General features: G+C 63.2%; 22 protein-coding genes. 14 read left to right on the forward strand and 8 right to left on the reverse strand.

Annotated elements, in window-relative coordinates; all coding sequences use genetic code 11:
- Positions 1-38 precede the first annotated feature (38 nt).
- Entirely contained in the window at positions 39-1,409 is a 1,371-nt protein-coding gene (gene mpl, locus ACFZAI_RS19075) for a UDP-N-acetylmuramate:L-alanyl-gamma-D-glutamyl-meso-diaminopimelate ligase (RefSeq protein ID WP_391568420.1), read from the reverse strand.
- Positions 1,410-1,503: 94 nt separating this feature from the next.
- Between mpl and ACFZAI_RS19080 the strand changes: the two genes are divergently transcribed.
- From ACFZAI_RS19080 to ACFZAI_RS19140, 13 genes are all read left to right on the forward strand, one after another.
- Positions 1,504-2,043: a TlpA family protein disulfide reductase gene (locus ACFZAI_RS19080; RefSeq protein ID WP_391568537.1), complete on the forward strand. Its 540-nt coding sequence runs from the start codon at positions 1,504-1,506 to the stop codon at positions 2,041-2,043.
- Positions 2,044-2,132: 89 nt separating this feature from the next.
- Complete coding sequence (gene aroQ / locus ACFZAI_RS19085; RefSeq protein ID WP_006226654.1) at positions 2,133-2,567, forward strand: type II 3-dehydroquinate dehydratase; 435 nt, start codon at positions 2,133-2,135, stop codon at positions 2,565-2,567.
- A gap of 87 nt (positions 2,568-2,654) precedes the next feature.
- Positions 2,655-3,110, forward strand: a complete 456-nt coding sequence (gene accB / locus ACFZAI_RS19090; protein ID WP_391568421.1) for an acetyl-CoA carboxylase biotin carboxyl carrier protein — start codon at positions 2,655-2,657, stop codon at positions 3,108-3,110.
- A 9-nt stretch (positions 3,111-3,119) separates the two neighbouring features.
- Positions 3,120-4,466, forward strand: a complete 1,347-nt coding sequence (gene accC / locus ACFZAI_RS19095; RefSeq protein WP_054427251.1) for an acetyl-CoA carboxylase biotin carboxylase subunit — start codon at positions 3,120-3,122, stop codon at positions 4,464-4,466.
- Between the two features lie 138 nt (positions 4,467-4,604).
- Positions 4,605-5,531, forward strand: a complete 927-nt coding sequence (gene prmA / locus ACFZAI_RS19100) for a 50S ribosomal protein L11 methyltransferase (protein WP_391568422.1) — start codon at positions 4,605-4,607, stop codon at positions 5,529-5,531.
- A gap of 26 nt (positions 5,532-5,557) precedes the next feature.
- Entirely contained in the window at positions 5,558-6,880 is a 1,323-nt protein-coding gene (locus ACFZAI_RS19105; protein WP_391568423.1) for a DUF3426 domain-containing protein, read from the forward strand.
- A 12-nt stretch (positions 6,881-6,892) separates the two neighbouring features.
- Positions 6,893-7,834 (forward strand): carbohydrate kinase family protein, encoded by a 942-nt coding sequence (locus tag ACFZAI_RS19110; protein WP_391568424.1) that lies wholly within the window; start codon positions 6,893-6,895, stop codon positions 7,832-7,834.
- 205 nt (positions 7,835-8,039) lie between these two features.
- A complete protein-coding gene (locus ACFZAI_RS19115) occupies positions 8,040-8,543 on the forward strand; it encodes a glycine zipper 2TM domain-containing protein (RefSeq protein ID WP_391568425.1) in 504 nt (167 codons plus the stop codon).
- Positions 8,544-8,978: 435 nt separating this feature from the next.
- Positions 8,979-9,218, forward strand: a complete 240-nt coding sequence (locus ACFZAI_RS19120) for an acyl carrier protein (protein ID WP_054427256.1) — start codon at positions 8,979-8,981, stop codon at positions 9,216-9,218.
- On the forward strand, positions 9,196-10,383 hold the full coding sequence (locus ACFZAI_RS19125) for a D-alanyl-lipoteichoic acid biosynthesis protein DltD (protein WP_391568426.1): 1,188 nt from the start codon (positions 9,196-9,198) through the stop codon (positions 10,381-10,383). Before ACFZAI_RS19120 ends, ACFZAI_RS19125 begins: the two co-directional genes overlap by 23 nt.
- The gene (locus ACFZAI_RS19130; protein ID WP_156337003.1) at positions 10,380-10,505 is read left to right on the forward strand and encodes a hypothetical protein; all 126 of its coding nucleotides are present in this window, start codon (positions 10,380-10,382) and stop codon (positions 10,503-10,505) included. The genes ACFZAI_RS19125 and ACFZAI_RS19130 overlap by 4 nt, the downstream gene beginning before the upstream one ends.
- Positions 10,506-10,512: 7 nt before the next feature.
- Entirely contained in the window at positions 10,513-11,640 is a 1,128-nt protein-coding gene (locus ACFZAI_RS19135; RefSeq protein WP_391568427.1) for an MBOAT family O-acyltransferase, read from the forward strand.
- A 16-nt stretch (positions 11,641-11,656) separates the two neighbouring features.
- Positions 11,657-13,102: a D-alanine--poly(phosphoribitol) ligase gene (locus ACFZAI_RS19140; RefSeq protein ID WP_391568428.1), complete on the forward strand. Its 1,446-nt coding sequence runs from the start codon at positions 11,657-11,659 to the stop codon at positions 13,100-13,102.
- Positions 13,103-13,135: 33 nt separating this feature from the next.
- Here ACFZAI_RS19140 and ACFZAI_RS19145 read toward each other — a convergent pair whose 3' ends face one another.
- From ACFZAI_RS19145 to ACFZAI_RS19165, 5 genes are all read right to left on the reverse strand, one after another.
- Complete coding sequence (locus ACFZAI_RS19145; protein ID WP_391568429.1) at positions 13,136-13,696, reverse strand: YggT family protein; 561 nt, start codon at positions 13,694-13,696, stop codon at positions 13,136-13,138.
- Positions 13,697-13,855: 159 nt separating this feature from the next.
- Positions 13,856-14,599 (reverse strand): histone H1-like DNA-binding protein, encoded by a 744-nt coding sequence (locus tag ACFZAI_RS19150; protein ID WP_391568430.1) that lies wholly within the window; start codon positions 14,597-14,599, stop codon positions 13,856-13,858.
- Positions 14,600-14,946: 347 nt separating this feature from the next.
- Positions 14,947-16,143: a ribonucleotide-diphosphate reductase subunit beta gene (locus ACFZAI_RS19155; RefSeq protein ID WP_391568431.1), complete on the reverse strand. Its 1,197-nt coding sequence runs from the start codon at positions 16,141-16,143 to the stop codon at positions 14,947-14,949.
- Positions 16,144-16,162: 19 nt separating this feature from the next.
- The gene (locus tag ACFZAI_RS19160) at positions 16,163-19,093 is read right to left on the reverse strand and encodes a ribonucleoside-diphosphate reductase subunit alpha (protein ID WP_391568432.1); all 2,931 of its coding nucleotides are present in this window, start codon (positions 19,091-19,093) and stop codon (positions 16,163-16,165) included.
- A 302-nt stretch (positions 19,094-19,395) separates the two neighbouring features.
- On the reverse strand, positions 19,396-22,902 hold the full coding sequence (locus ACFZAI_RS19165; protein ID WP_391568433.1) for an indolepyruvate ferredoxin oxidoreductase family protein: 3,507 nt from the start codon (positions 22,900-22,902) through the stop codon (positions 19,396-19,398).
- A gap of 130 nt (positions 22,903-23,032) precedes the next feature.
- On the opposite strand from ACFZAI_RS19165, the gene ACFZAI_RS19170 reads away from it, so the two are divergent.
- Positions 23,033-23,482, forward strand: a complete 450-nt coding sequence (locus tag ACFZAI_RS19170; protein WP_006217287.1) for an Lrp/AsnC family transcriptional regulator — start codon at positions 23,033-23,035, stop codon at positions 23,480-23,482.
- Between the two features lie 185 nt (positions 23,483-23,667).
- Here the strand turns inward: ACFZAI_RS19170 and ACFZAI_RS19175 are convergent, their stop codons facing one another.
- Both ACFZAI_RS19175 and ACFZAI_RS19180 read right to left on the reverse strand, forming a co-directional pair.
- Positions 23,668-24,633: a Bug family tripartite tricarboxylate transporter substrate binding protein gene (locus ACFZAI_RS19175; protein ID WP_391568434.1), complete on the reverse strand. Its 966-nt coding sequence runs from the start codon at positions 24,631-24,633 to the stop codon at positions 23,668-23,670.
- A 107-nt stretch (positions 24,634-24,740) separates the two neighbouring features.
- Positions 24,741-25,601, reverse strand: coding sequence for an alpha/beta hydrolase (locus ACFZAI_RS19180; RefSeq protein WP_391568435.1), 861 nt, complete (start codon positions 25,599-25,601; stop codon positions 24,741-24,743).
- Positions 25,602-25,638 lie beyond the last annotated feature (37 nt).

A 25,638-nucleotide genomic window follows, 5' to 3' on the forward strand; every position in this document is an offset into this window, starting at 1 on the left:
GGTGGGTGTGGGCTGGGGCTTGGAGTTTGGCCGTTGCGTTAGCCGCGCGCGTCCAGCGCATTGAGCAGCTTGCCGTGGATGCCGCCAAAGCCGCCGTTGCTCATGACCAGAACCTGGTCGCCCGGGCGGGCGGCGGCGGTGACGGCAGCCACCAATGCATCGATGTCATCGTAACTGGAAGCCCGATCGCCCAGAGGCGCCAGTACGTCGGCCGGATTCCAGCCCAGCGCGTGTTTGCCGCTGTGAGCGCCAAAGCAGAACACCAGGTCGGCGTCGGCAAGCGCCTCGGGCAGGCGCGCGGCCATGGTGCCCAGCTTCATCGTGTTCGAGCGCGGCTCCAGCACGGCCAGAATGCGCGCGGACCCCACTTGGCGGCGCAAGCCTTCCAGCGTGGTGGCGATGGCGGTGGGGTGGTGCGCGAAATCGTCGTAAACCTTGACGCCGTTGACGGTGCCGCGCAATTCCATGCGGCGCTTCACGCCGCCAAAGCGCGTCAACGCCGCAATACCGTCTTGCACGGTCACGCCGACGTGCTCGGCTGCGGCCAGCGCCGCCAGCGCATTCATGCGGTTGTGTTCGCCAGAGAGCGACCAGCGCACCGTGCCCGCTTCAACACCATTGCGCAGCACGCTGAACGCGCCGTCGGCATCGGGCGCCGTGGCCTGCCAGGCGCCATCGGCGCCGAACGTGACGGTTTCCGACCAGCATCCGCGCGCAATCACGCGGTCCAGCGCATCAGAATGCGTGGGGCGCACGATGCGGCCCGAACCGGGAATGGTGCGCACCAAGTGATGGAATTGCGTCTCGATGGCGGCCAGATCGGGGAAGATGTCGGCGTGGTCGTATTCCAGATTGTTCAGGATGGCGGTGCGGGGACGGTAATGGACGAACTTCGAGCGCTTGTCGAAGAACGCCGTGTCGTATTCGTCAGCCTCGATCACAAAGGGGCGGCGCGCCGGGTCGTAGCGGGCGGATACGTGCAAGTCTTGCGCTACGCCGCCGATCAGGAAGTTGGGCGCCAGGCCCGCGGCTTCCAGAATCCAGGCCAGCATCGAACTGGTGGTGGTCTTGCCGTGGGTGCCGGCCACCGCCAGCACATGCTGGCCGGGCAGTACGTTGTCGCCGAGCCATTGCGGGCCGGACACGTAGCGCGCGCCGGATTCCAGAATGGCTTCCATCAGCGGGTTGCCGCGGCTGACGACGTTGCCGATCACGTACAAGTCAGGCTTGAGCGCCATCTGGTCGACGCCGAATCCTTCGATCAGCTCGATTCCCTGTTCGGATAGCTGGGTGCTCATCGGCGGGTACACGCCCGCGTCGCAACCCGTGACCTTATGACCGGCGGCGCGCGCGATCAGCGCCAAGCCGCCCATGAACGTACCGCAGATGCCAAGAATGTGCAGGTGCATTGAAAATTCTCCTGTCCTGCATTGTATATATAGCGGCGCGCTGGCCATGGCCGCCCGTTGCGCGCAAATCGGCGGCAGCGGTTATGATCGCGCCATGAATCGACGCCTACTTCTTTCCGCCGGCGTGGCCGTAGCCGCCACGGTTGCGGGCGGCCTTACCTTGATGGGACGCAAGTCCCAGAACGCAGCGCCACCGGCCGTACCCAGCGAGCCCGATCCCATTCCCGCGCTGATGCAATTGCAGATGCCGGATTTGAATGGCGCCATGCATTCGCTGACCGACTTCAAGGGCCAGCCGATGGTGGTCAATTTCTGGGCAACCTGGTGCGCGCCGTGCGTGAAGGAAATGCCTGAACTCGACGCGTTGCAGAAAAAGTACCCGCATGTGCGGTTTGTCGGCATCGGTGTCGATACCGCAGCGAACATACAAAAATTTGTCGAGAAAGTGCAAGTTTCCTACCCGCTGTGGGTGATCGGCGCCGGGGCCATCGATACCCTGCGCAAGCTTGGAAACCCAAGCGGCGGGCTGCCTTTTACCATCGTGTTCAATGCTGATGGCGGAATTAACCGGAAGATACTGGGTGAAATTCAGCCAGATGATCTGAACCAAACCCTATCTGGTCTGAAGGCGTAAGTCTGTTGGACAAATAATAGGAATTGGCGTAAAAAGCTGGTTTATCGGCTGTTTTGCCAACAATTGGCAAACCACTCATTGGCAAGCGCATGGCGCAAAACATACTGGTATTGCATGGCCCGAACTTGAATCTGCTCGGCACTCGGGAACCTCATATCTATGGCAGTTTGACGCTGCCCCAGATCAATGAGCGCCTGGAATTGCTGGCAGGTGAACTGGGCGCCAAGCTGACTGCTTGGCAAGGCAATCACGAAGGCGCGCTGGTTGACCGCATTCAGGCGGCCCGGCAAGACGGCACAGACTTCATCATCATCAACGCGGCGGCTTATACGCACACCAGCGTCGCAATTCGCGATGCGCTGGCTGGGGTCGCGATCCCATTTATTGAAGTACATTTGTCCAATCTGTATAAGCGAGAGCCCTTCAGGCATCACTCTTATCTGTCCGATTTGGCGATAGGCCTTATCAGCGGCCTCGGCGCGGACGGCTACGAGGCGGCTCTGCGTTACGCAGTGCGGCACTGATCTCGCACCAACTCACAGCTTTTACATCTTATACGGCGCGGACCCCACGCTGGGACGCCGTCGACACTATCTCGGGAAGCAGCTTCTATGGACCTTCGAAAACTCAAAACCCTGATCGACCTGGTGGCTGAATCGGGTATCGCCGAGCTGGAAATCACCGAAGGCGAAGGCAAGGTACGCATCGTCAAGTTCTCGCAGACCTTGCAGCCGGTGGCTTACCACCAGCCGGAAGCTGGCGTGCCCGCCGCACCGGTGGCTCAGGCCGCAGCGCCCGCCGCTCCGGCCGCCGAAGCCGCCCCGGTTGTCCAGGGCCACGTCGTGAAGGCGCCGATGGTTGGCACGTTCTACCGTTCGCCGAACCCGGGCGCCGCCCCGTTCATCGACGTGGGCGCCACCGTCAAGGAAGGCGATCCGCTGTGCATCATTGAAGCCATGAAGCTGCTCAATGAAATCGAAGCCGACAAGTCCGGCGTCATCAAAGAAATCCTGGTCGAAAACGGTGAGCCCGTCGAGTACGGTCAACCCCTGTTCGTCATTGGCTGATAGCTGAAAATGTTCGAAAAAATCCTGATCGCCAATCGGGGCGAAATCGCCCTGCGCATTCAGCGCGCTTGCCGTGAGCTGGGCATTAAAACCGTGGTCGTGCACTCCGAGGCTGACCGCGAAGCCAAGTACGTGCGCCTGGCCGATGAATCCGTGTGCATCGGGCCCGCGCCGTCACGTGATAGCTACCTGAACATGCCGGCCATCATTTCGGCCGCCGAAGTGACAGATTCCGAGGCAATTCACCCGGGTTACGGGTTCTTGTCCGAAAATGCCGACTTCGCCGATCGCGTCGAAAAGAGTGGCTTCGTCTTCATCGGCCCGCGCCCTGACACCATTCGCCTGATGGGCGATAAGGTCAGCGCCAAGCGCGCCATGATCGAAGCGGGCGTGCCGGTGGTGCCGGGTTCCGAGGGCGCGTTGCCCGAAGATCCGCAGGAAATCATCCGCATTGCGCGCGAAGTGGGTTATCCGGTCATCATCAAGGCGGCAGGCGGCGGCGGTGGCCGTGGCATGCGCGTGGTGTACACCGAAGCCGCGCTGCTCAACGCCGTCACCATGACGCGTTCGGAAGCGGGCGCCGCGTTCAACAACCCGGAAGTCTATATGGAGAAGTTCCTCGAGAACCCTCGCCATGTGGAAATCCAGGTGCTGGCCGATGGCGGCCGCAACGCCGTCTGGCTGGGTGAACGCGACTGCTCCATGCAGCGCCGTCACCAGAAAGTCATCGAAGAAGCGCCGGCTCCCGGCATCGCCCGCCGCGCCATCGAGCGCATCGGCGACCGCTGCGCCGACGCGTGCCGCAAGATGGGTTATCGCGGCGCGGGCACGTTCGAATTCCTGTTTGAAAACGGCGAGTTCTATTTCATTGAAATGAACACCCGCATCCAGGTCGAACACCCGGTCACCGAACTCATCACCGGTATTGATCTGGTGCAGCAGCAGATTCTGGTTGCCGCCGGCGAGAAGTTCACGCTGCGTCAACGCGATATCCAGTTCAAGGGTCATGCGATCGAATGCCGCATCAACGCGGAAGATCCGTTCCGCTTTGTGCCCAGCCCCGGCCGTATCACCAACTGGCACACGCCGGGTGGCCCGGGCGTGCGTATCGATTCGCACGCGTACAACGGCTACTTCGTGCCGCCGAACTACGATTCGATGATCGCCAAGGTCATCACGTACGGCGACACGCGTGACCAGGCGCTGGCACGCATGCGCATTGCGCTGTCGGAAATGGTGGTGGAAGGCATTTCGACCAACATCCCGCTGCATCGCGAGCTGTTGCAAGATGCCCGCTTCATCGAAGGCGGCACCAGCATTCACTATCTGGAAAACAAGTTGGCTCAGCGTCCCTGACCGACCACCCTGGGGCCTCGCGGCCCCTTTTTGCCTTTGGGCCTGCCCACGGCAAAAACCCTTCGGGGCCTTTTAATGTTTTACGGTCATCGGGCCGCGGCATGCGCCGCGGCCCGATGACCAGATGGAAGAATAATCATGCGTGAACTCGTGCTCCATTGCCTAGAGGCGCAGGCCGAAGCCCTGTCGGATGCGCTGCTGGAAGCGGGCGTGCTGTCCGTGTCCGTGGAAGACGCCGACTTCGGCACCGACGTCGAGCGTCCCCTGTTTGGCGAGCCCGGCACCGAGCCCGACGTGCAAGCCTGGGACCGCAATCGCGTCGTCGCCCTGCTGCCTGATGGAGCCGACCCCGCGCAGATCATGGAAGAAGCCGCCGCCGCAGGCGAGCTGGACGCGTCGGTATTCGACGGCTGGAGCCTGCGCGATGTGCCGGACGCCGACTGGGTGCGTTTGACGCAATCGCAGTTCGGCCCCATCCACATTGCTGAACGCCTGTGGATTGTGCCGAGCTGGCATCGCGATAATCCCGACGTGCCGGGTCTGGACCCGGCCGCTGCCGAAGACGGCGCCATCCACATCGAACTGGACCCCGGCCTGGCTTTTGGCACCGGCAGCCACCCCACGACGCATCTGTGCCTGGCCTGGCTGGAAGCCGAGCTGCCCGCGGGCGCGACCTTGCTGGACTACGGTTGCGGCTCCGGCATTCTGGCGATTGCCGCGCGCAAGCTGGGCGCAGGGCCGACCCTGGCCGTCGACATCGACGCGCAGGCCGTGCAAAGCACCGCCTATAACGCCGAGGTCAACCGCGTTGAACTGCAAGCCATGCTGCCCGACGCGTTGACCGATGGCACGTTCCAGGTCGTCGTCGCCAACATTCTGTCCAACCCGCTGAAGGTGCTGGCGCCGATGCTGGCTGGCCGCGTGGCGGCTGGCGGGCATCTGGTGCTGTCGGGCGTGCTGGAACGCCAGGCCGAAGAAGTGGCCGCCGCCTATGCGCCGTGGATGGCCATGTCGGTTTGGCGTGCGCGCGACGGCTGGGTTTGCCTGCACGGCCAGAAAGCCTGAGCGCAGCCCAGGCAGGATTGCATCACATGGCTCTGACTACCCGCTGCCCCCAGTGCGGCACCTCGTTCAAGGTGGTGCCAGACCAGCTTCGAGTCCGTAATGGCCTGGTGCGCTGCGGCGCCTGCTCAACGGTGTTTGACGGCCGCGCCTGCCTGCTGCCGGAGTCGGGCGCCCCGACGACATTGCCGCCCGCGCCGGCCGCAAAGCCTGCGACGCCGCCCGCGGCGGCGGCTGCCGTGGCCGCGCCGGTGCTGGCAACGCGGGCTGCGCCGCCTGCACCGCCTGCACCGCCTGCATACGTGCCGCCACCGCTGTCGCGGCCATCGGCGGAACCGCGCGAAATCGCACCGTGGGAAGATGAGCCCGTTTCGCCTGCTCCCCAAGCCGTTTCGCCTCCTCCGCAACCCGTTCGGCCCGCACCGGCTGCGCCTGTCGTTTCCCCCGCTGTTCCGCCCGCCGTATTACGCGGCCGCGAGGCGATTCGCCGGCGCGATGAACCCGATACGCACCTGCCTGAAGACGACGCCGACGACGAGGACGCAAGCGAAGACGACAGCGCGTATCGGCCCAGCCCTTCCCGCAATGAACCCGTCTTCGCGCCACCCGCCACCGAACCGGTCATCGACTGGGACGCGCGCCGCCACGCGGCCGCCGATACCCGCCATTCCCACGACAAGCTCGACGCCGATGACGACCGCGGGCATCACATCCGCATCACCGACTACGACGACGAACCCGAGCCCGACGATGGCCGCGAACCCGTGCTGGGCGACACGCGCACGCGTTACTCCAGCGCCACGGATGTTGGCCGCACGCCGCCCGAATTCCTGGATCAAGACCGCCAGGAACGCCGCGGCCTGTTCCGCAAATTGTGGGGCTACGCCTGCCTGTTGGGCCTGATCGCGCTGGGCCTGCAACTGCTGTACGCCTATCGCACCGACATCGCCAACTCCGTACCCGTCATGCGGCCGGTCCTTGAAACCGTGTGCAAGCCTTTGGGCTGCACGGTGGGCTACGCGCGCCGACTGGAACGCATTGCGATTTCTTCGTCGTCCTTGCAGCCGCCCACGGGCGCCGCCGCCATCGACGACGGCCGCAGCCGGCTGGTCCTGAACCTGGTGCTGCGTAACCGCTACGACAAACCCCAGCACTGGCCCGCGCTGGTGCTCGATCTGACCGACTTGTCGGACACGGTGGTCGTGCGCAAAGTGCTGCGGCCCGAAAATTACCTGACTCCCGAGCAACTGCGCGGCCCCTTCGGCCCGGCAGGCGAGCTCAAGATTTCCGTACCCATTGAAGTGACCGGTGTGCAGGTCAATGGCTACCAACTCGATAAGTTCTTTCCTTAAAGGATGACAAGCATGGCAACCCCAGTTCTGGTGTGCGGTTCGATGGCGTTTGACACGATTGCCGTGTTCGAAGGCCGTTTCAAAGAGCACATTCTTGCTGACCGCATCCAATCGCTGAGCGTGTCGTTCCTGGTGCCCAGCATGCGCAAGGAATACGGCGGTTGCTCGGGCAACATCGCCTACAACATGAACCTGCTGGGCGGCGCGCCCGTGCCGGTGGCCACCGTTGGCGAAGACGCGGGTGAATACATGGAGCGCCTGTCGGGCCTGGGTATCGACACCAGCCGCGTCAAGGTCATCCCCAACACGTTCACCGCGCAGTGCTTCATCACGACTGACCTGGATGACAACCAGATCACCGCCTTCCACCCCGGCGCCATGTCGTTCGCGGCAGACAACGACCTGAGCGATGCGGACGCGGCCTGGGCCATCGTGGCGCCTGACGCCAAGGAAGGCATGTTCGCGCACGCCGAGCGCCTGCATCGCCGTGGCATCCCGTTCATCTTCGATCTAGGCCAGGCCATGCCGCTGTTCGACGGCGCTGATCTTGAGCGCATGCTGAAGCTTGCGCAGGCGCTGACGGTCAATGATTACGAAGCGGGCGTGGTCGAGCAACGCACGGGCCGCAGCGTGGCGGATATCGCCAGCACGCTGCAAGCCGTCGTCGTGACGCGCGGCGCCGAAGGCGCCACCTTGTACACCGGCGGCAAGACGATCCAGATTGCGCCGGTGCGCGCGTCGCAGGTCGTGGACCCGACGGGTTGCGGTGACGCGCAGCGCGGCGGCCTCTTGTACGGCCTGACCTCCGGCTGGAGCTGGGAAGACAGCTGCCGCCTGGGCAACGTCATGGGCGCTATCAAGATTGCATCGCGCGGCCCGCAGAACCACCAGCCGTCGCGCGCGGATATCGACGCCGTGCTGCACGCCACCTACGGCATCCATCTGCCCGCCTGATTCCCGAGCAAGACGGGAACTGCCACGCGGCGGCGCGGTCGAAGAACACATCAAGTTTTTGAATACGGCGGCTTTCGGGCCGCCGTATTTGCACGGTGTTATCCGCCTATGGCCGTGAGTTTCAGTGTGTTGCAGCGGGGCCTGACACGCATTTTGGGCGGAGTATGATCAAAGTTCGTCGGCAGTGCTCGATCGAGGAGTCCAAATGAATCAAAGTAAATCTCTATCCCTGGTGACGCCGCGTACTGGCCGGTGGTTGGCCATCGCAGCAGTTGTGACGTCGATGGCTGTGCTGGGCGGCTGCGCCAATCGCAGCGCATCCAGTGGCGTATACAGCTACGACCAGGCCCAGCGCGAGCAGATCGTTCGTACGGGCACGGTCACGGGCGTGCGCCCGATCGTGATCCAGAACGACAAGTCCAGCGGCGTTGGCATGTTGGCCGGCGGTGCGTTGGGCGGCGTGGCAGGCAACGCAGTCGGTGGCGGCACGGGCCGCACCATTGCTACCGTCGGCGGCGCGATCCTAGGCGCTTTGGCGGGTAACGCCGTAGAGAACAGGGTTGGCACGAATTCCGGCTACGAAATCACGGTGCGTCTGGATAACGGCGAAACCCGTGTGGTGGCGCAGGAAGCCGATGTGCCCGTCAGCGTGGGCCAGCGCGTTCAGGTGATCAGCGGTTCGGGTCCGACTCGCGTCACCCCGATGTAATGCAAAAGCCCGCGCAAGCGGGCTTTTTTACACACTGCCTGTACGTCGCAGTGCTGCACGACTAGCCCCGGTTCCGGGGCTTTTTCATGCCTGAAACTGCACGGACGGATATAGGGGCCAGGCCAGGGCAGGCCGTTAAGACGTAAAAATCTGTCGCGCTGCCGCAACGCAGCACCCGGGATTTACCCGCAGGCGTTACGTTTGCCAGCCTTTTCTCGCGATTTACCCCAAAAGTTTCATGGCGATTCAACGCCCGAAGTGCAATGATTGCGCCTGCGATCGGCATCACGATGCGATTTTGATGTAACCAAGTGCATCCTGAGGCTGTTCTGGATCGCTGGAACGGTCAGTTGAGTTTCAGCATTTTTCTGTATCCTCACCTACCTGAATCCCAGGGGCGGGGATGTTTTGCCGACGAGGCAATCAGCACTATCTATGCATACCGAGCAAGAACTCCACACCAAGATCGGCGAGATCGTCGAGTCGATCGTCATGAAGAAAGTCACCCCCGACACGCAGTTGATTGCCACTGGCCTGGTTGATTCCCTGGCCGCGGTGGACATCACGCTTGCGGTCGAATCGGAGTACGGTTGCAGCATCCCGGCTCCCGAAATCGCAGAGCATCTTCAGTCGGTCCGCACGCTTGCCGGCTATGTCGCTGCCCATTCTTCGTAATACCCGGTTGTTGTCCCACGTCGCGGCTGCCGCGACGGCGGTCGCACTGGCGGTTGGCGCGTACTGCGGAGCGGATGATCTGCTCAGCCGTATCGTCACGCCTACGTCTACCCCGTCGATTGCTGCCGCCGACAGGAACAACTACCTGCCCAATCTGGGGCCGGACTGGGGTACTCAGCACGTCAACCTGAATCGCCTGGGCAACGCCCTGAGCGACGGGACGCTGGTCGTGCTGGGCTCGTCCGAACTGTCCAGCCATGATCTGCGCTTTGTGCCTTACCGGTTCTTCCCCGATGAACTGAAGGTGCCCACCCTGGCCTATGGCCACGCCATGTTCCAGTCCTATGGCATCGTCAGCGTGCTGGAGTCGGTGGCGGATTCGCTGACGCCAAACACGCGGCTGGTGATCATGGTGTCGCCTGCCTGGTTTGCCTCGGGCGGCCAGTTGCCGCGCAGCGCGTTCGCTGAACACGTGACGGGCCCGGTTTGGGACCGCCTGTGGGATCAGCCCAGCACGCGCGAGCAGATGCAGAACTGGATCACCGACAACGCCAACTGGGGCTTGATCTGGCTGATCGCCAACGGGCAAGTGGCCGAGCTCAAGGACAAGCTGGCGCTGTGGTGGCATGCCCGCAAAGAGCCCGCGCCTGATCGTCCGCGCAGCAAGCTGTCGGTGCCGGCGCACCGCTTTGTGTCGTGGCCGTCGTCCGCGCGCTTGAACGAAGGGCAGTGGGGCCGGCTGACGCACGAGGCGCGTGAAGTGGAACGCGGCTTGGGCGGCAACAATCCCTACGACGTCCGCGACGACTACTACAAGCAGTACCTGGCGCCGTTGTACTCGCCAGCCCGTAACGAGTTCGCCGACGTCGACCCAATCACCCGCACCGAGCTGGGCGATCTGTCGCGCGTCATGGCCTTGCTGCAAAAGCGCAAGGTGAAGGCGTACTTCGTTATCCAGCCGTTCAATCCCAAGCTCATTCTGGATGTCGAACGTTTCGACCCGGTGGTGGCCGCCATTACCGGCATGTGCCAGCGCTATCAGATGGGTTGCCTGGATCTTTACAGCATCCCGTTTGAACCCGGCATGGTGCGCGACGACATGCATCTGGCCGAACTCGGTTGGGCGATGGCGGACCAAGGCATTGCGGAGTACTTTTCCCGATGAAACGTTTCTTCTGGCACCTGTGTTTGTACATAGGCGTGATCCTGGTGTTCGTGCTGCAGGCTCAACCCACCACGGGTAGCGGCGGACCGATCAAGGTCGAATTCCAATACCAACAGTTCTGACCGCACCATGGAATTGTTCGCAAGCTTGAGCTTTTTTGGCGGCGCCCTGTGTGGCGGCCTGGGCCTGTTGGCATACCGGTCATTCGGCATGCCGTTCCAGATCGGCTACCGCCACATCATCGGCGTGATCTGTCTGGGCGTGTGGATGGCGGTGTTCTGGGCGCGCCCCTATCAGCCCATTGCGCTGCTGGCCATTTCGGGCAGCGCCTTGTGGGCCGTGCGCCGCAACTACATTCCCACGTGGCTGGCGGTAATCATCACGATGACGCCGTTGCTGCTGGTGAAGACCGGCGTATCGCACCTGGGCGCGATGCTGGGCCTGTCGTTCGCCACGTTCCGCGCTATCGACGTGCTGCTGTTCGCGCAACGCAACGAACGCGTGTCGCCGCTGGACTACTTCATCTACCTGTTCTTCCCGCTGACCCTGCTGGCCGGCCCGATGTACCGCTGGCGCAATTTCCAGGCGGATCTCAAGCGCGGCTACGAAGGCGTGAACCTGAACACGTGGCTGACGGGGCTTGAGCTCATCATGCTGGGCGTGATCCAGAAGTTCGGCGTGGCCGAGCTGATCTGGCGTTACGGCCTGGCCACGCTGGACGCGCACGACTATTCGTTCTCGGGCGTGGCGCTGAACGCGTCGCTCTACAGCGCCTACCTGTTCTTCGACTTCGCCGGTTACTCGACGATGGCGATTGGTATCGGCATGCTGTTCGGCTTTACCTTGCCGATCAACTTCCGCAACCCGCTGGCCACGCTGAATCCGCAGGACTTCTGGCGCCGTTGGCACATCAGCTTGTCGGAGTGGTTGCGCGACGTTGTGTTCATGCCGATCTACAAGGCGCTGAGCAAGACCAAGTTCTTCGGGCGCCATCGCATGGCCGCGCAGAACATCGGCATCTTCGCCACGCTGCTCGCCATGGGCGTGTGGAACGGCTTGTCGCTGCACTACATCGTCAGCGGCTTGATGTTCGGCGCGTATTCGGTGGGCCACAACCTGCTGATCAACGCCTCGCGCACGCGTCCTGCGCTGCAAGCGACCCTGGCGCATCCCGTGATGCGTTTCCTGGGCCGTGTGCTTACCTTGATTCTGGCTGCGCTGGCGCTGTACGTGTTCAGCGGCCGCAGCCCCATCTGACGCCGGGAGTTTCGGCATGCGTTTCGACCTGAAGTCCTTCCAGTTCGTTGAACTCGATATTTCGCCCGACGCGCTGGCCGTCGCCGCCGCCGACCGCAGCCTGACCTGGGCGCAGTTGCGCGCCGAGGCGCAGGCCTGGGCCGACCAGGCCCGCCAGCACGGCGTGGCGCCGGATGTGCCCGTGGCCATCTACGGCCACAAGGAAGCGTCGTTCTTCGTTGCGATGGCGGGCGCGCTGCTGATCGGCGCGCCCTTCGTTCCCGTTGACACCATCTATCCGGCCGAGCGCCTGCGCCGCATCGTCGAGATCGTGCGCGCGGCTGCCGTCTATGATGCCGCCGCGAACACGTTTACGGCGGGCCAGGGCGCGACGCTGGCCGAGCGTGGCCTGGCCTATGTGATGTTCACGTCCGGCAGCACCGGCGACCCGAAGGGCGTGCAGATCGGCCGCGAAAGCGTCGGCCTGCTGGGCGACTGGATGCTGGGCAGTTTTGGCCTGGGCGATGCGCCGGTGTTCATGAACCAGGCGCCGTTCAGTTTTGATTTGTCGATGTACGAAGTGTTCGCCACGCTGGCCTCGGGCGGCGCCTGCGTGCTGAACGCGCGCGAGCAGATCGCTGCGGCGGGCACGTGGATGCCGCGTCTGGCCGAGCATGGCGTGACGGTGTGGGTATCGACGCCGTCGTTTGCGCATCAGCAATTGGCCAACCGCGATTTTTCGCCGGCTACATTGCCGTCGCTGCGCACGTTCCTGTTCTGCGGCGAGCCCTTGCCGGCGGCCCTGGCCAAGAAGCTGCGCCAGCGCTTTCCCGACGCCGTCATCCTGAACACCTACGGCCCCACGGAAGCCACCGTGGCCACCACCTGGATCGAAGTCACCGATGCTGTGCTGGCCGCGCACGACCCGCTGCCGGTGGGCCATGCCAAGCCCGACAGCGTGCTGATCGTGGACGAAGGCGAGATCTGCATCGTGGGCGACCACGTCATGCGGGGCTATCTGAATCGGCCCGACCTGAACGAAGCCAAGCTCTACACCTACGACGACGGCCGCCGCGCATTCCGCACGGGCGATCTCGGGCTGATGGAAGAGGGCGGCTTGTTGTTCTGCCGTGGCCGCATGGACGACCAGATCAAGCTGAATGGCTATCGCATCGAGCTTGCCGAAATCGACGAAGCGCTGCACGGTCTGCCCGGCGTGGAAGGCGGCGCGTGCGCGGTGCTGCGCCGGCCCGATGGCACGGCGGTGCGCTTGATTGGTTTTGTGGCAGGAGTGGCCGAGGAGGCCGCGGCGCGCTTTCTCGCGCCCGAGGCATTGGCCGGTTGGAAGGAGCGGCTGGCGCAACGCCTGCCGCCCTATATGGTGCCGTCCGAACTGGTGGCCTGCCCGGCGCTGCCCATGTCGAACAACCATAAGATCGATCGCAAGAAGCTGGTCGAGATCTACGCCGGCATTCCGGCGTAGCCCAACGCGTGCGGGGCGCGATGCCCCGCCCGTTTACAGACCGATCATGCGCTGGCTGACATTAGCCAGCACCATCAGCAGCACTTGCGCCAGAATCAGCAGCACGAGCGGCGAGAAGTCGATGGTGGTGCGCGGCAACAGGCGGCGGATGGGGTCGAGCATGGGCGCGGTCAGCGCTTGCAGCAGCGGCATCATGGGCGCCATCGGGTTGACCCAAGACAGCACGGCCTGAATCAGCGTCAGCCACACCACCAGGTTCAACGCCCACTTGATCGCCATGATCAGTGCCGAGCCCATCGCGGCCGGCAGCAACTGAGCAGGAATCAACGCGCCCAAGGCAACCAGCCAGATCAGCACAATGTAGAGCAACGCGGCCAGCCACGCGGCGACGAGGCTCGTCCAATCGATTTTGTTGCCGGCGGGAATGATCTTGCGCAGCGGCCCCACCAGCCAATTGGTGGCTTGGTACACGGCGCGCGCCAGCGGGTTGAAGGGCGGCAGGCGGATCGCGTGCATCCAGGCGCGGGCAATCAATGCCGCGCCAAACAGCGTGAACACGATTTCGAGAAGGAAGCGAAAGATTTCACCGAGCATGGACGCGATCACCGAAAAAATAAGGAATCAATTGTCGCATGGTGGCGCAAGTTTATTGCCGCCGCATTTTGCATGCGCATCGTCCGAATGGATGAGCGCAAAAAAGCCGCCCGGCTAGCCGGGCGGCTCTAGTGAAGCTAGCGCTTCGAACCGTCCTGATTACGGACGGCCACCCGTCGGGAACGGCCACGACGCGGCGGGATTCAGCGCGGTCTTCGCGCCCGGGGCAGCAGCCGTGGACGGCGGCGTGGCGGGCTTCTTCGGAGCGGCTTTCTTCGCAGCGGGCTTCTTGGCGGCGGCGGGCTTGGCAGCAGCAGCCGGCTTGGCGGCAGCAGGAGCCTTCTTCGCAGCCGGAGCCTTCTTGGCTACAGCCTTCTTGGCAGCAGGAGCCTTTTTGGCGGCGGGCGCCTTCTTGGCTACGGCTTTCTTGGCAGCGGGGGCCTTCTTGGCAACTGCCTTTTTGGCAACAGCCTTCTTGGCGACGGCCTTCTTAGCAACAGCCTTCTTGGCTACGGCTTTCTTGGCGACGGCCTTCTTGGCTACCGCTTTCTTGGCAACTGCCTTCTTAGCAACGGCCTTCTTGGCAACCGCCTTCTTGGCGACGGCCTTCTTGGCTACGGCTTTCTTGGCAACCGCCTTCTTGGCGACAACCTTCTTGGCTACCGCTTTCTTGGCGACGGCCTTCTTGGCTACCGCTTTCTTAGCGACAACCTTCTTGGCGGCTGCCGGCTTCTTCGCGGCAACCTTCTTCACTGCCGGCTTTTTAGCGGCGGCGACTTTCTTCACAGCTACCTTCTTGACAGCGGCTTTCTTGGCCGGTGCGGCCTTCTTCGCGACTGCCTTCTTGGCGGCGGCGGGCTTCTTCACCGCTGCTTTCTTTACGGCTTTCTTGGCTGTTGCCATGGTCATGCTCCTTAGGTTCAGGGGTCCCAGAACTTAAACCCGTGCCCCGACTCGCCAACAAGGCGAACCGTGCCCGGGCTATTCATCGGCGCATGCCGCTGTTCTGTGCGAGCAACAGCTACTACGGTTTGCGCTAATGAATTCGGCACAGCCATTTGATATGGCCCCCGCTCCTTTGGCGCGAGCCATTTCAAATGGCGCCGGTCGCAGCCTGATCACAGGCCGCCGACCGCTTGTTCTACGTGTTCGAAAACACCCTGACCGGGAAGCGCGTCATCAAGCCTGTCGCGAACGCAACGCTTCGTGAATCTGAAGCGTGCCCGCGCCGGGCCTGATGACGTACTGCTTTACTCCCAGCTCAGCGTGCCACCGGTTTGGTATTCGATCACGCGAGTTTCAAAAAAGTTGCGTTCCTTTTTCAGATCGATCATTTCCGCCATCCACGGGAAGGGATTTTCTTCCTGCGGGTATAGCGGTTCGATACCGATTTGCTGGCAACGACGGTTGGCGATGAAGCGCAGATAGGATTTGAACATAGGTGCGTTCAAGCCCAACACGCCGCGCGGCATCGTGTCTTCGGCGTAAGCGTATTCGAGTTCGACCGCTTTGCGGAAGAGTTCTCGAATTTCTTCGCGGAATTCCGGCGTCCACAGATGCGGATTTTCCAGTTTGACGGTGTTGATCAGGTCGATGCCGAAGTTGCAGTGCATGGATTCATCGCGAAGGATGTACATGTACTGCTCGGCCGCGCCGGTCATCTTGTTCTGGCGGCCCAGCGCCAGGATCTGCGTGAAGCCCACGTAGAAGAACAAGCCTTCCATCAAGCATGCGAAAACGATCAGCGACTTCAACAGCGTCTGATCGGCTTCGGGCGTGCCCGTCTTGAAGTGGGGGTCCGCGATCGCGTCGATGAACGGGATCAGGAACTCGTCTTTGGCGCGGATGGACGGAACTTCGTTGTAAGCGTTGAAGATCTCGGCTTCGTCCAGGTCCAGGCTTTCGACGATGTATTGATAAGCGTGCGTGTGGATGGCTTCTTCGAACGCCTGGCGCAGCAGGAACTGGCGGCATTCAGGCGCAGTGATGTGGCGGTACGTGCCCAACACGATGTTGTTCGCGGCCAGCGAGTCGGCCGTGACGAAGAAACCCAGGTTGCGCTTGACGATGCGGCGCTCGTCCTCGGTGAGCCCGTTCGGGTTCTTCCAAAGGGCGATGTCGCGCGACATGTTGATCTCTTGCGGCATCCAGTGATTGGCGCACGTGGCCAAATACTTTTCCCACGCCCACTTGTACTTGAACGGCACAAGTTGATTGACGTCGGTTTCGCCGTTGATGATGCGCTTGTCGGCAACCTTCACACGTTGCGAGGTTGCGGCGCCGCTCGTGCTCAGGCCCGCCGCGTGTTCAGGCGCGGCAGGCGTCGGCATGGCGGTGTCGCCAAATACACCGGTCGCTGCCCGGACGCCGGGCGCAGCCTGCACGCCGCCCGCCGGGGCGGGGGATGCAGGTTGCGTTGCGATGGTGTCGTCTTCCCAATTAATCATTTCAATTCTCCGGAGGCGGTTATTGGCAGGCTTCGCACTCTTCGAAGCCGGCGTCGCCCGGCCTCATGGTGCAAACCGCCCCGAGAACTTCGGGTTCCGGCAAAACAGGTGCGGCGCCCACAGCCGCAGCCGTGGATTGGCCACCAGCAGTGACGGCATTCAATTCGCCGCCGCGGCCCGTGGACTTCTCGGCGCTGGTGGCGCCCAGGGTACGCAGGTAGTACGTCGTCTTCAGACCACGCAGCCATGCCAGCTTGTAGGTGTCATCCAGCTTCTTGCCGGATGCGCCCGACATGTAGATGTTCAGCGACTGAGCTTGATCGATCCACTTCTGACGGCGCGACGCGCATTCAACCAGCCAGCTCGGTTCGACTTCGAACGCAGTGGCGTAGAGTTCGCGGAGTTCGGAAGGTACGCGATCGATGCGGGACAGGCTGCCGTCGAAGTACTTGAGGTCGGCGACCATGACTTCGTCCCAGAGACCGAGTTTCTTCAGGTCACGCACGAGGTAATCGTTAACGACCGTGAACTCGCCGGAGAGATTCGATTTGACGTACAAGTTCTGGAAAGTAGGTTCGATGCACGCAGATACACCAATGATATTGGAAATAGTCGCGGTTGGGGCAATTGCAACGCAATTGGAGTTGCGCATGCCATGTTGTTTGATGCGCGCGCGCAACGTATCCCAATCGAGCGTGCTCGATTCATCAACTTCAACATGACCACCGCGCTCATCGCGCAGCATCTTCAACGTGTCTTGCGGCAAGATGCCACGCGACCACAACGAACCTTCATACGATTGATAACGGCCGCGCTCTTCAGCAAGCAGGCTCGATGCGAAGTACGCGTGATAGCACACGGCTTCCATCGAACGATCCGCGAATTCAACAGCGGCTTGCGATGCGTACGGCACGCGCATCATCTGCAGGCAATCCTGGAAGCCCATGATGCCCATGCCCACCGGACGATGGCGCGCGTTGGAATTGCGGGCCTTCTCGACGGCGTAGTAGTTGATGTCGATGACGTTGTCGAGCATGCGCATCGCGATGCTGACGGTGCGTTTGATCTTGTCGTGATCCAGCTCGAAACCGCCGCCGGCAGCCGGCTTCATGTGCGCGACCAGGTTCACGGAACCCAGGTTGCACACCGCGATTTCGGATTCGTTCGTGTTCAGCGTGATCTCGGTGCACAGGTTCGAGCTGTGAACCACACCCACGTGCTGTTGCGGCGAACGGATGTTGCACGGATCTTTGAACGTGATCCACGGATGGCCGGTTTCGAACAGCATCGACAGCATCTTGCGCCACAGCGTCAGCGCCGGCATCTTCTTGTAGAGCGTCAGTTCGCCGTTGGCGACACGACGCTCGTAGCCCAGGTAGGCTTCTTCGAAAGCCTTACCCACCTTGTCGTGCAGGTCGGGGCAGTCGGACGGCGAGAACAGCGTCCACTCACCGCCTTCCATCACGCGCTTCATGAACAGATCGGGAATCCAGTTCGCCGTGTTCATGTCGTGCGTGCGGCGGCGTTCGTCGCCGGTGTTCTTGCGCAGTTCCAGGAATTCTTCGATGTCCAGGTGCCACGATTCCAGATACGTGCAGACCGCGCCCTTGCGCTTGCCGCCCTGGTTCACCGCCACGGCGGTGTCGTTGACGACCTTCAGGAACGGGACGACGCCCTGGCTTTCACCGTTGGTGCCCTTGATGTGGCTGCGCAGCGCGCGCACCGGGGTCCAGTCGTTGCCCAGGCCGCCGGCGTACTTGGCCAGCAGCGCGTTTTCCTTGATGGCGTCGTAGATGCCTTCCAGATCGTCGGAGACGGTGGTCAGGTAGCACGACGACAGCTGCGAGTGCAGCGTGCCCGAGTTGAACAGCGTGGGCGTCGAGCTCATGAAGTCGAACGAGGACAGGATCTCGTAGAACTCGATGGCGCGCGTTTCGCGGTCAGCTTCGCGCAGCGCAAGGCCCATGGCCACGCGCATGAAGAACACCTGCGGCAGTTCGATGCGGGTGCCGCGGATGTGCAGGAAGTAGCGGTCGTACAGCGTCTGCAGGCCGAGGTAGCCGAATTGCAGATCGCGCTTGGCGTTCAGCGCCTTGCCCAGACGGGTCAGGTCGTAGTTGGCCAGTTCGGGCGACAGCAGGCCGCCTTCGATACCGCGAGCGATGAACGTGGGGAAGTACTCGGCGTAACGCGCAATCATGCCGTCTTGCGAGACTTCTTCACCCAGCACTTCCTTGCGGATCGTGTGCAGCAGCAGGCGAGCAGTGACCTGGCTGTAGGCCGGGTCCTTTTCGACCAGCGCGCGCGCCGACAGGATGGCGGACTTGAACACTTCGTCAACGGGGATGCCGTCGTACAGGTTCTTGACCGTTTCCTTCAGGATGGATTCGGTATCGATGAATTCGGCCAGGCCTTCGCCGGCGGCGACGATGGTCGCGCGCAGTTCAGCCAGATCCAGCGGACGGCGCACGCCAGCGTCGGTCACGTTCAGCACGTGTTCGGCAGGCGCGGCAGCGGCCTTGTCCTGACCTTCGGCGGCAGCGGCGGCGGCGCGCTCTTGCGTGCGCTTCTCGCGGTACAGCACGTAGGCGCGGGCAACATCATGCTCGCCCGAGCGCATCAGCGCCAGTTCGACCTGATCTTGGATGTCTTCAATATGGAAGGTGCCGCCGTTGGGGCGGTTGCGCACCAGGGCGTTCACAGCCTGGCTGGTCAGGTTCTCGACCAGTTCACGCACCCGGGCGGACGCGGCGCCCTGGCCACCGTTGACGGCCAGGAAAGCCTTGGTCATGGCGATGGCGATCTTGCTGGGTTCGAACCCGACCACCGAGCCATTGCGGCGAATGATGTTGTAGCTGGCCCATTGCCCGCCATTGGCGTCGGCAGGGGAATCGGTTTGTGAGGGCGGCACGGCCGAAGGCCGGGTCACAGAGGCGATCGTAGTCTGCATGGAAGCTCCTGTGCGAAAACGCGTAGATAGCGACATGACGACGTCATGTCCGGTACGAATGTGGATCTTTTAGAGGGGGTCGGAACGCTAGGACGGGCTAGTCCAAAAGGCGTGGCCGACGAGAATCAGCGCTTAGGCGACCACAACATATAGTGTAGCACCCCTCGTTGGACACTAATTCTAGTGATCGAGAACTACAGGGACAAGAAAAGAATATGACGACGCTCACAAAAGATTGTTACTAAATGCACTAGGCGCGCCCAGTAAGGCGCGCCTAGGACAGGACCGCTCAGAGCGAATGTTTATGCGGTTTTCCGCAGGGGCATGTCGCGCGGGGCCGGTGCCATATAGCTCTGCATCAATCGACCCAATTCCGTCCGATACTTCTCGACGTTCGAAGCCTTCACATGGCCGTAGCCACGGATGGTTTCTGCAAGGCCGGCGATTGTAGCCGCTTGTGCGAGCTTGTCCCGGGTCAACCCTACAAGCAGCTGGTCTATGGTCTGGCGGTACTCTTTGACGAGCGCGCGTTCCATCTTGCGTTCGGCGGTGTGGCCGAAGGGATCGAACCACGTGCCGCGCAAGCCCTTCATGCGCGTCAGCAATTTCAGTGCCGTCATCGTGCGCGGACCCAGCGTCATCTTGCGCGGCACGCCGGTGCGCGGGTCCTTGCGGGCGAATATCGGCGGCGCCATATGAAAGCGCAGGCTGTAGTCGCCTTCGAACTGGCCCTTCAGTTGCGCCTGGAATTCGTCACCCGTGTAGAGGCGCGCAACTTCGTATTCGTCTTTGTAGGCCATCAGCTTGAACAGGCCGCGCGCCACCGCCATCGCCAGCCGCGGCGTCTTCGCGTCGGGCGCCAGTTCGCGTTCGCGGGCCGCGATGGCTTCCACCACGGACTGATATTCGCGGGCATAGTTCGCGTCTTGATACGCGGTCAGGTCCGCGACGCGGCGTGCAACGGCGCGTTCGAAGGTCTCGGGCACGTGCAGCTGCACGACTTGCGCACGCGGACGCAGCGCGCTGTCCAGCGCGTCGGGCTGATGCGCGGCCAGACGGCCGCTGTCGAACGCGGCCCGGTTGGCGGCCACCGCCACGCCATTCAGTTCAATGGCGCGGTTGATGGCGGCTTGCGACAGCGGCACGCCGCCACGCTGCCACGCATAACCCAGCATGAACATGTTGGACAGGATGCTGTCGCCAAACAATGCCAGCGCGGCTTCGTGCGCATCGATGGCCGCCGTGTTGGCATCACCCGCCGCGTGGCGGATCTTGGCCAGCAGCGCTTCGGGGCGCATGGCGGCATCGGGGTTGCGCGTGAACTCGGACACGGGCGCCACATACGTGTTGACCGTGACTTGCGTGTGCCCGCGGCGCAGCGCGCCCAGTGAATCCGGCGCAACAGAGGCCACCGGGTCGCACAGAATCGCCGCATCAGCCTGTTGCCAGTCCAGCCGCACCGGGCCAGCCGACGCGCCCGCTGGCGCCAGACGAATGTGGCTGACGACGGTGCCGCCCTTTTGCGCCAGACCGGTCAGGTCCAGCACCGCAGCAGACAGCCCTTCCAGATGCGCCGCCATCGACACGATGGCGCCGATGGTGATGACGCCGGTGCCGCCCATGCCCGCAACCAGCAGGCGGTAAGGGCGGTCTAGCGCCGGTGCCGCCGGCAGCGGCAGTTGCTCGATCAAGCGTTGCAGACGTTCTTGATCGGTCTTGGGCGCCGCGCTTTTCCTGGGCTTGCCGCCCATGACGGACACGAAGCTCGGGCAGAAACCTTCCGCGCAGGAATAGTCCTTGTTGCAGCTGGATTGGTCGATGGCGCGCTTGCGGCCATAAGGCGTTTCCAGCGGCACCACCGACAGGCAGTTCGATTGCACGCCGCAATCGCCGCAGCCTTCGCAGACCGCGCTATTGATCAGCATGCGGCGTGCCGGGTCCGGGAATTGGTTCTTCTTGCGGCGGCGGCGCTTCTCGGCGGCGCAGGTCTGATCGTGAATCAGCACGGTCACGCCGGGAATCTCGCGCAGCTCGCGTTGCAGCGCGTCCAGGTCGCGGCGATGGTGCACCTTGATGTTCGGACCCAGGTCCACGCCTTGGTATTTTTCAGGCTCATCGCTGGTGACGACGATGCGCGCCACGTTTTCGCCACGCAGCTGCTGGCAAATCTGCGGCACCGAGATCGGCCCGTCTACAGGCTGCCCGCCCGTCATCGCCACCGCATCGTTGAACAGAATCTTGTAGGTGATGTTGGCGCGCGCGGCGACCGCCTGGCGGATCGCCAGATAGCCCGAGTGGTAGTAGGTGCCTTCGCCCATGTTCTGGAAGATGTGCGGCATCTTCGTGTAGCGCGACAGGCCGATCCAGTCCACGCCTTCGCCGCCCATCTGCGTCAGGCCGCCGGTGTCGCGGTCCATCCAGGCGGCCATGTAGTGGCAGCCCACGCCAGACAGCGCCTGGCTGCCTTCGGGCACTTTGGTCGACGTGCTGTGCGGACAGCCCGAACAGAAATAGGGGCGGCGGCGCATGCCGTCGGCATCGTTGGACAGCGCGGCCTGGCATTCGAACGCCGCCATGTCCGCCGCCAGCGGCAAGCCCGCGGTGCGCGTCAGCCAGCCGGCCAGCGGCTGCGCCAACAGCGACGGCCGTAGTTGACCCGCCGACGGCACCATTGTTTCACCGGCAAAGCCCTTCTTGCCGATGACGGACGGGCGCTCGGGCAGGTTGAACAACAGGTCCTTGATCTGGCTTTCGACGACCGCGCCCTTTTCTTCGATGACCAGGATGTGCGATAAGCCGCGCGCAAACTCCAGCAGCCGTTCGCCATCCAGCGGCCACGTCAGGCCCGGCTTGTAGATGCGCACGGGTGCGTTGGCGGTGACGGTGTCCACGCCCAATCGCGCCAGCGCTTCCATGGTGTCCAGATGCGCTTTGCCCACCGTCACGATCCCCACGGTGGCGCGGGGCGCGGGACAGGTCAGGCGGTCGATGCTGTGGCGGCGCGCAAACGCAGCCACGGCCTTCATGCGCAGATTCATGCGCGTCTCAACCGCCAGCGACAGGAAATCGCGCGCCGAATACTCCAGCGATTCGGGCGGCATGTCCGGGTCGGCGGGCATGTCGTAGTGCTGAACGGCGGCGGGCGTGAACGAGTGGCCGCTCTCGATGGTTTCGGACACGGCCTTGAAGGCGACCCAGGTGCCGGAATAGCGCGACAGCGCCCAGCCCCATAGCGCGAACGTTTCGTACTCGTCGATGGACGTCGGATGCACGATCGGCATCTGCCAACCGATCAGCGACGCTTCGCTGGCATGCGGGATCGACGACGAGACGGCGGTGTGGTCATCGCCCACCACCACCAGCACGCCGCCATTGCGCGATGCGCCCGCGGCATTGCCGTGATGCAGCGCGTCGCCTGCGCGGTCCACGCCCGGACCCTTGCCGTACCACATGGCGAAGACGCCATCGACGTTGCGGTCGGCGCGCACGCCAGCCTGCTGCGTGCCCATGACGGCGGTGGCGGCCATGTCTTCGTTGATGCCGGGCAGGAACGAGATCTTGCTGGCGTCCAGCGCTTTCTTCGACTTCCACATCGCCATGTCGACGCCGCCCAGCGGCGAACCCCGGTAACCCGACACGAAGCCGGCGGTGTTCAGCCCGCGTTCGCGGTCGACGCGCGCCTGCGTGAGCATGATGCGGACGAGCGCTTGCGTCCCCGTCAGGAAGATGCGGCCGGACTCTCGGGTGAGGTTGTCGGCAAGCTGGTATTCAAGGTCCAGCTGGGGTTCGGGGGCGGGAGTGCCGTCCATAGTGAATGCTCCTGGTATTTCGCACCATGATAGGTTCGCGAGGCATCCGATTTATTGCGTTTTTGGATCGTGCTATCCCTATAATTCGCAATGAACATTTCGTGTTCGATAAAAACCAGGAGACAAAGCGATGGACAAGACCGATATCGGCATCCTCAAGGCCTTGCAAGAGGATGGCCGGGCCTCGGCGCAGCAACTGTCGGACAAGGTGGGCCTGTCGGCCGCACCGGTGTGGCGGCGGGTGAAGGCGATGGAAGCCAGCGGGGTGATTCAGGGCTATAGCGCCCAGGTCGACCGCAGCAAGGTGGGTCTGGGCTGCATGTTTGCGCAGATCAGCCTGGAGCGGCATTCGTCGAACACGGTCGAGAACTTCGAGCGATCGGTGCGCGACGCGCCCGAGATCCTGGAGTGCTACGCGGTGACGGGCGATTCGGACTTTCTGTTGAAGATCCTGGTGGAAAGCCCCGAAGCGTATGACCGCTTCCTGCACCGGTTCCTGTTCAACATGCCGGGCATCCGCCAGACGCGCACCATCGTCGCGCTGCGCGAAATCAAGCACGAACAGCGGTTGCCGCTGTAGCGCCCGCTACCGAACGGCGCTTGCCGACGCCGTTCACGCCAATTGGCGCGCCCGCGTCGTTCGCGCAAACTATCGCGCCCTCTATATATAGAGGGCGCGTGCAATCTTGCGAATACGGCTTGTTGGCGGCATGACGCCGACGGGGGATGGGAGATGGGGGATGGGGGATGAGGGATGGGGAAAGCTTATTGGGGCTGTATCCCCGAAATGCGAATCCACTCCTTCCAGCGCGCCGTGTCTTCCTTCACGAACGCGTCGAAGCGCGCCACATCCATCGATTCCGGGGTCAGACCCAATGCGCGTAGTTTGTTGGCGGTGGCTTCGTCTTTGACGGCCGCCTGCATGTGGGCGTTCATCTTTTCCACGATGTCGGCGGGTGTGCCGGCGGGCGCCGATAAGCCCAGCCATCCTGCGACGACGAAATCCGGGTAATAGCTCGCCATCGTCGGCACGCTGGGCCAGGCGGGATGCGGCTGCGCGCCCGTCACGGCAATGGGGATCAAGCCCTTGCCGTCGATCTGGCCCATGGCCGTCAGGTAATCCACGAACGCAAAGCTGATCTGCTTGCCGCGCAGGTCGGTGATGATCTGCGTGATGTTCTTGTACGCCGCGCCGGTGATGTTGACGCCCGCGCGCTGCTTGAACAGTTCAGATGGCACTTGCGACGACGAGCTGTAGTAGCCGAAGAAGACCTCGCCGGGATGCGCGCGGGCGTAGTCCACCAGTTCCGGCACCGTGCGATACGGGCTGCCAGGGGCCACGACGCCTACCGTGCCAAAGGTGCCTAGCAAACCGACTTGCCGGAAATCCTTTTGCGCGTCGTACGGCAGGCTCTTGTACAGAAACTGGTTCGCGGCATGCGTGGAGTTCGTCGACAGCAGAAACGTGTAGCCATCGGCGGCCGCATTTTTCGACGCGTTGGTGCCGACGATGCCGCCTGCGCCGGGGCGGTCTTCGACCACCACCGTTTGGCCCGTCTTCGCGCCCAGGTACTGGGCGAAGGTGCGCGCGGTCAGGTCGGCGGCGCCGCCCGGTGCAGACGGCACGATGATCGTCACGGGTTTTTCGGGCCAGCCGGCGGCATGCGCCGACGCAGCCAGCATCAGGCCCGCGCTAAGCAGCGCAGGACGAAGGTGGCGGGAAATGGACATGCTTGTCTCCTGATGGCGCGCTTGTGCGGCAAGCGGCGTGCGCGCTGTTGTCGTTGTTGATTCGTGGTGTTGAAGGTGGGGACGTCGGTGTTTGATATCGAATGGGTTCAGCCGAATTGCGCGCGATGCCACGCCAGAATCGCGGCGGCGCTGACCTGCCATTGATCCGCATACATCATGCAGTGCGGTTGATCGGCCAGCACCTGATGCGAAAACCCGTAGCGGCGCGCAATCGCCTGATCCTGGCCGGGCGGATGGCGGTCGTGCGTGTCCAGGCCCGCTTCCAGGCACAGGCCGGGGGCGTTGACCGAGTCGGCCTTGATCGCCACGCGCAGCAGATAGCGGTCGTTCAACACCTGCGGGCTTTCGGCGTTCAGGCGCTGCGACACGGCGCTGACATCGCGGCCGGGCGTGGTGGCCAGAAAGCGCGCGCGGATTTCGGTTGCGGCGGGCGCGGCGCGCGGCGTATCAGCCGGCACCGGCGGCAAGCCGAGCGCGCCGGGCAGGTCACCGGGCGGCGACGGCGCCATCAGCACCACGCCAGCCACAGGCCGCACTTGGGCGGCCAGCAGGGCGGGCAAAGCGCCCATGCTGTGGCCGACGACAACGGTGGGGCGGTCCAACCCATCCAGCGCGCTGACCACGTCCTGGCCCAAGTCCGCGATGGTCACGGACGGAAAGGCGTCGTCTTGCGGCAGCGCGCCGTGGCCACGCACATCAAGCGCCGCGCAGGCCAGGCCTGCTTTGGCGAAGTAGTCCAGATAGTGCGCGTAGCACCAGGCTCCGTGATATGCGCCCGGTACGAACAGCAGGCCGGGTCTGTCGTCTTTTGGCGTCGCGCCGATTACCAGCCGGCCGCTGCCCGCGCGGCGAGCGGGCAGCCGGTCGGCCAAGCTGAAATCCAGCGGGTCGATGGGAGCGGGTCCGGCGGCGGACGGGGAGGCGAGGGCAGGGGTAGAGGCATTCATCTTGCGGCCATCTTAAGTGCCGCCCTATGATCAGAAA

Origin of the sequence: Achromobacter sp. NPDC008082, from assembly GCF_042957345.1 — a bacterium.
Classification (GTDB): domain Bacteria; phylum Pseudomonadota; class Gammaproteobacteria; order Burkholderiales; family Burkholderiaceae_B; genus Achromobacter; species Achromobacter kerstersii_A.

Bases quoted from the DNA above. Each gene is read 5' to 3' on its own strand.
- accC (WP_054427251.1), top strand. From the start codon at position 3,120: ATGTTCGAAAAAATCCTGATCGCCAATCGGGGCGAAATCGCCCTGCGC.
- ACFZAI_RS19170 (WP_006217287.1), top strand. From the start codon at position 23,033: ATGGACAAGACCGATATCGGCATCCTCAAGGCCTTGCAAGAGGATGGC.
- ACFZAI_RS19130 (WP_156337003.1), top strand. From the start codon at position 10,380: ATGAAACGTTTCTTCTGGCACCTGTGTTTGTACATAGGCGTGATCCTG.
- ACFZAI_RS19080 (WP_391568537.1), top strand. From the start codon at position 1,504: ATGAATCGACGCCTACTTCTTTCCGCCGGCGTGGCCGTAGCCGCCACG.
- ACFZAI_RS19160 (WP_391568432.1), bottom strand. From the start codon at position 19,093: ATGCAGACTACGATCGCCTCTGTGACCCGGCCTTCGGCCGTGCCGCCC.
- ACFZAI_RS19105 (WP_391568423.1), top strand. From the start codon at position 5,558: ATGGCTCTGACTACCCGCTGCCCCCAGTGCGGCACCTCGTTCAAGGTG.
- ACFZAI_RS19150 (WP_391568430.1), bottom strand. From the start codon at position 14,599: ATGGCAACAGCCAAGAAAGCCGTAAAGAAAGCAGCGGTGAAGAAGCCC.
- ACFZAI_RS19165 (WP_391568433.1), bottom strand. From the start codon at position 22,902: ATGGACGGCACTCCCGCCCCCGAACCCCAGCTGGACCTTGAATACCAG.
- ACFZAI_RS19140 (WP_391568428.1), top strand. From the start codon at position 11,657: ATGCGTTTCGACCTGAAGTCCTTCCAGTTCGTTGAACTCGATATTTCG.
- ACFZAI_RS19120 (WP_054427256.1), top strand. From the start codon at position 8,979: ATGCATACCGAGCAAGAACTCCACACCAAGATCGGCGAGATCGTCGAG.
- ACFZAI_RS19175 (WP_391568434.1), bottom strand. From the start codon at position 24,633: ATGTCCATTTCCCGCCACCTTCGTCCTGCGCTGCTTAGCGCGGGCCTG.
- ACFZAI_RS19115 (WP_391568425.1), top strand. From the start codon at position 8,040: ATGAATCAAAGTAAATCTCTATCCCTGGTGACGCCGCGTACTGGCCGG.
- ACFZAI_RS19180 (WP_391568435.1), bottom strand. From the start codon at position 25,601: ATGAATGCCTCTACCCCTGCCCTCGCCTCCCCGTCCGCCGCCGGACCC.
- ACFZAI_RS19145 (WP_391568429.1), bottom strand. From the start codon at position 13,696: ATGCTCGGTGAAATCTTTCGCTTCCTTCTCGAAATCGTGTTCACGCTG.
- mpl (WP_391568420.1), bottom strand. From the start codon at position 1,409: ATGCACCTGCACATTCTTGGCATCTGCGGTACGTTCATGGGCGGCTTG.
- ACFZAI_RS19110 (WP_391568424.1), top strand. From the start codon at position 6,893: ATGGCAACCCCAGTTCTGGTGTGCGGTTCGATGGCGTTTGACACGATT.
- prmA (WP_391568422.1), top strand. From the start codon at position 4,605: ATGCGTGAACTCGTGCTCCATTGCCTAGAGGCGCAGGCCGAAGCCCTG.
- aroQ (WP_006226654.1), top strand. From the start codon at position 2,133: ATGGCGCAAAACATACTGGTATTGCATGGCCCGAACTTGAATCTGCTC.
- ACFZAI_RS19125 (WP_391568426.1), top strand. From the start codon at position 9,196: ATGTCGCTGCCCATTCTTCGTAATACCCGGTTGTTGTCCCACGTCGCG.
- ACFZAI_RS19135 (WP_391568427.1), top strand. From the start codon at position 10,513: ATGGAATTGTTCGCAAGCTTGAGCTTTTTTGGCGGCGCCCTGTGTGGC.
- ACFZAI_RS19155 (WP_391568431.1), bottom strand. From the start codon at position 16,143: ATGATTAATTGGGAAGACGACACCATCGCAACGCAACCTGCATCCCCC.
- accB (WP_391568421.1), top strand. From the start codon at position 2,655: ATGGACCTTCGAAAACTCAAAACCCTGATCGACCTGGTGGCTGAATCG.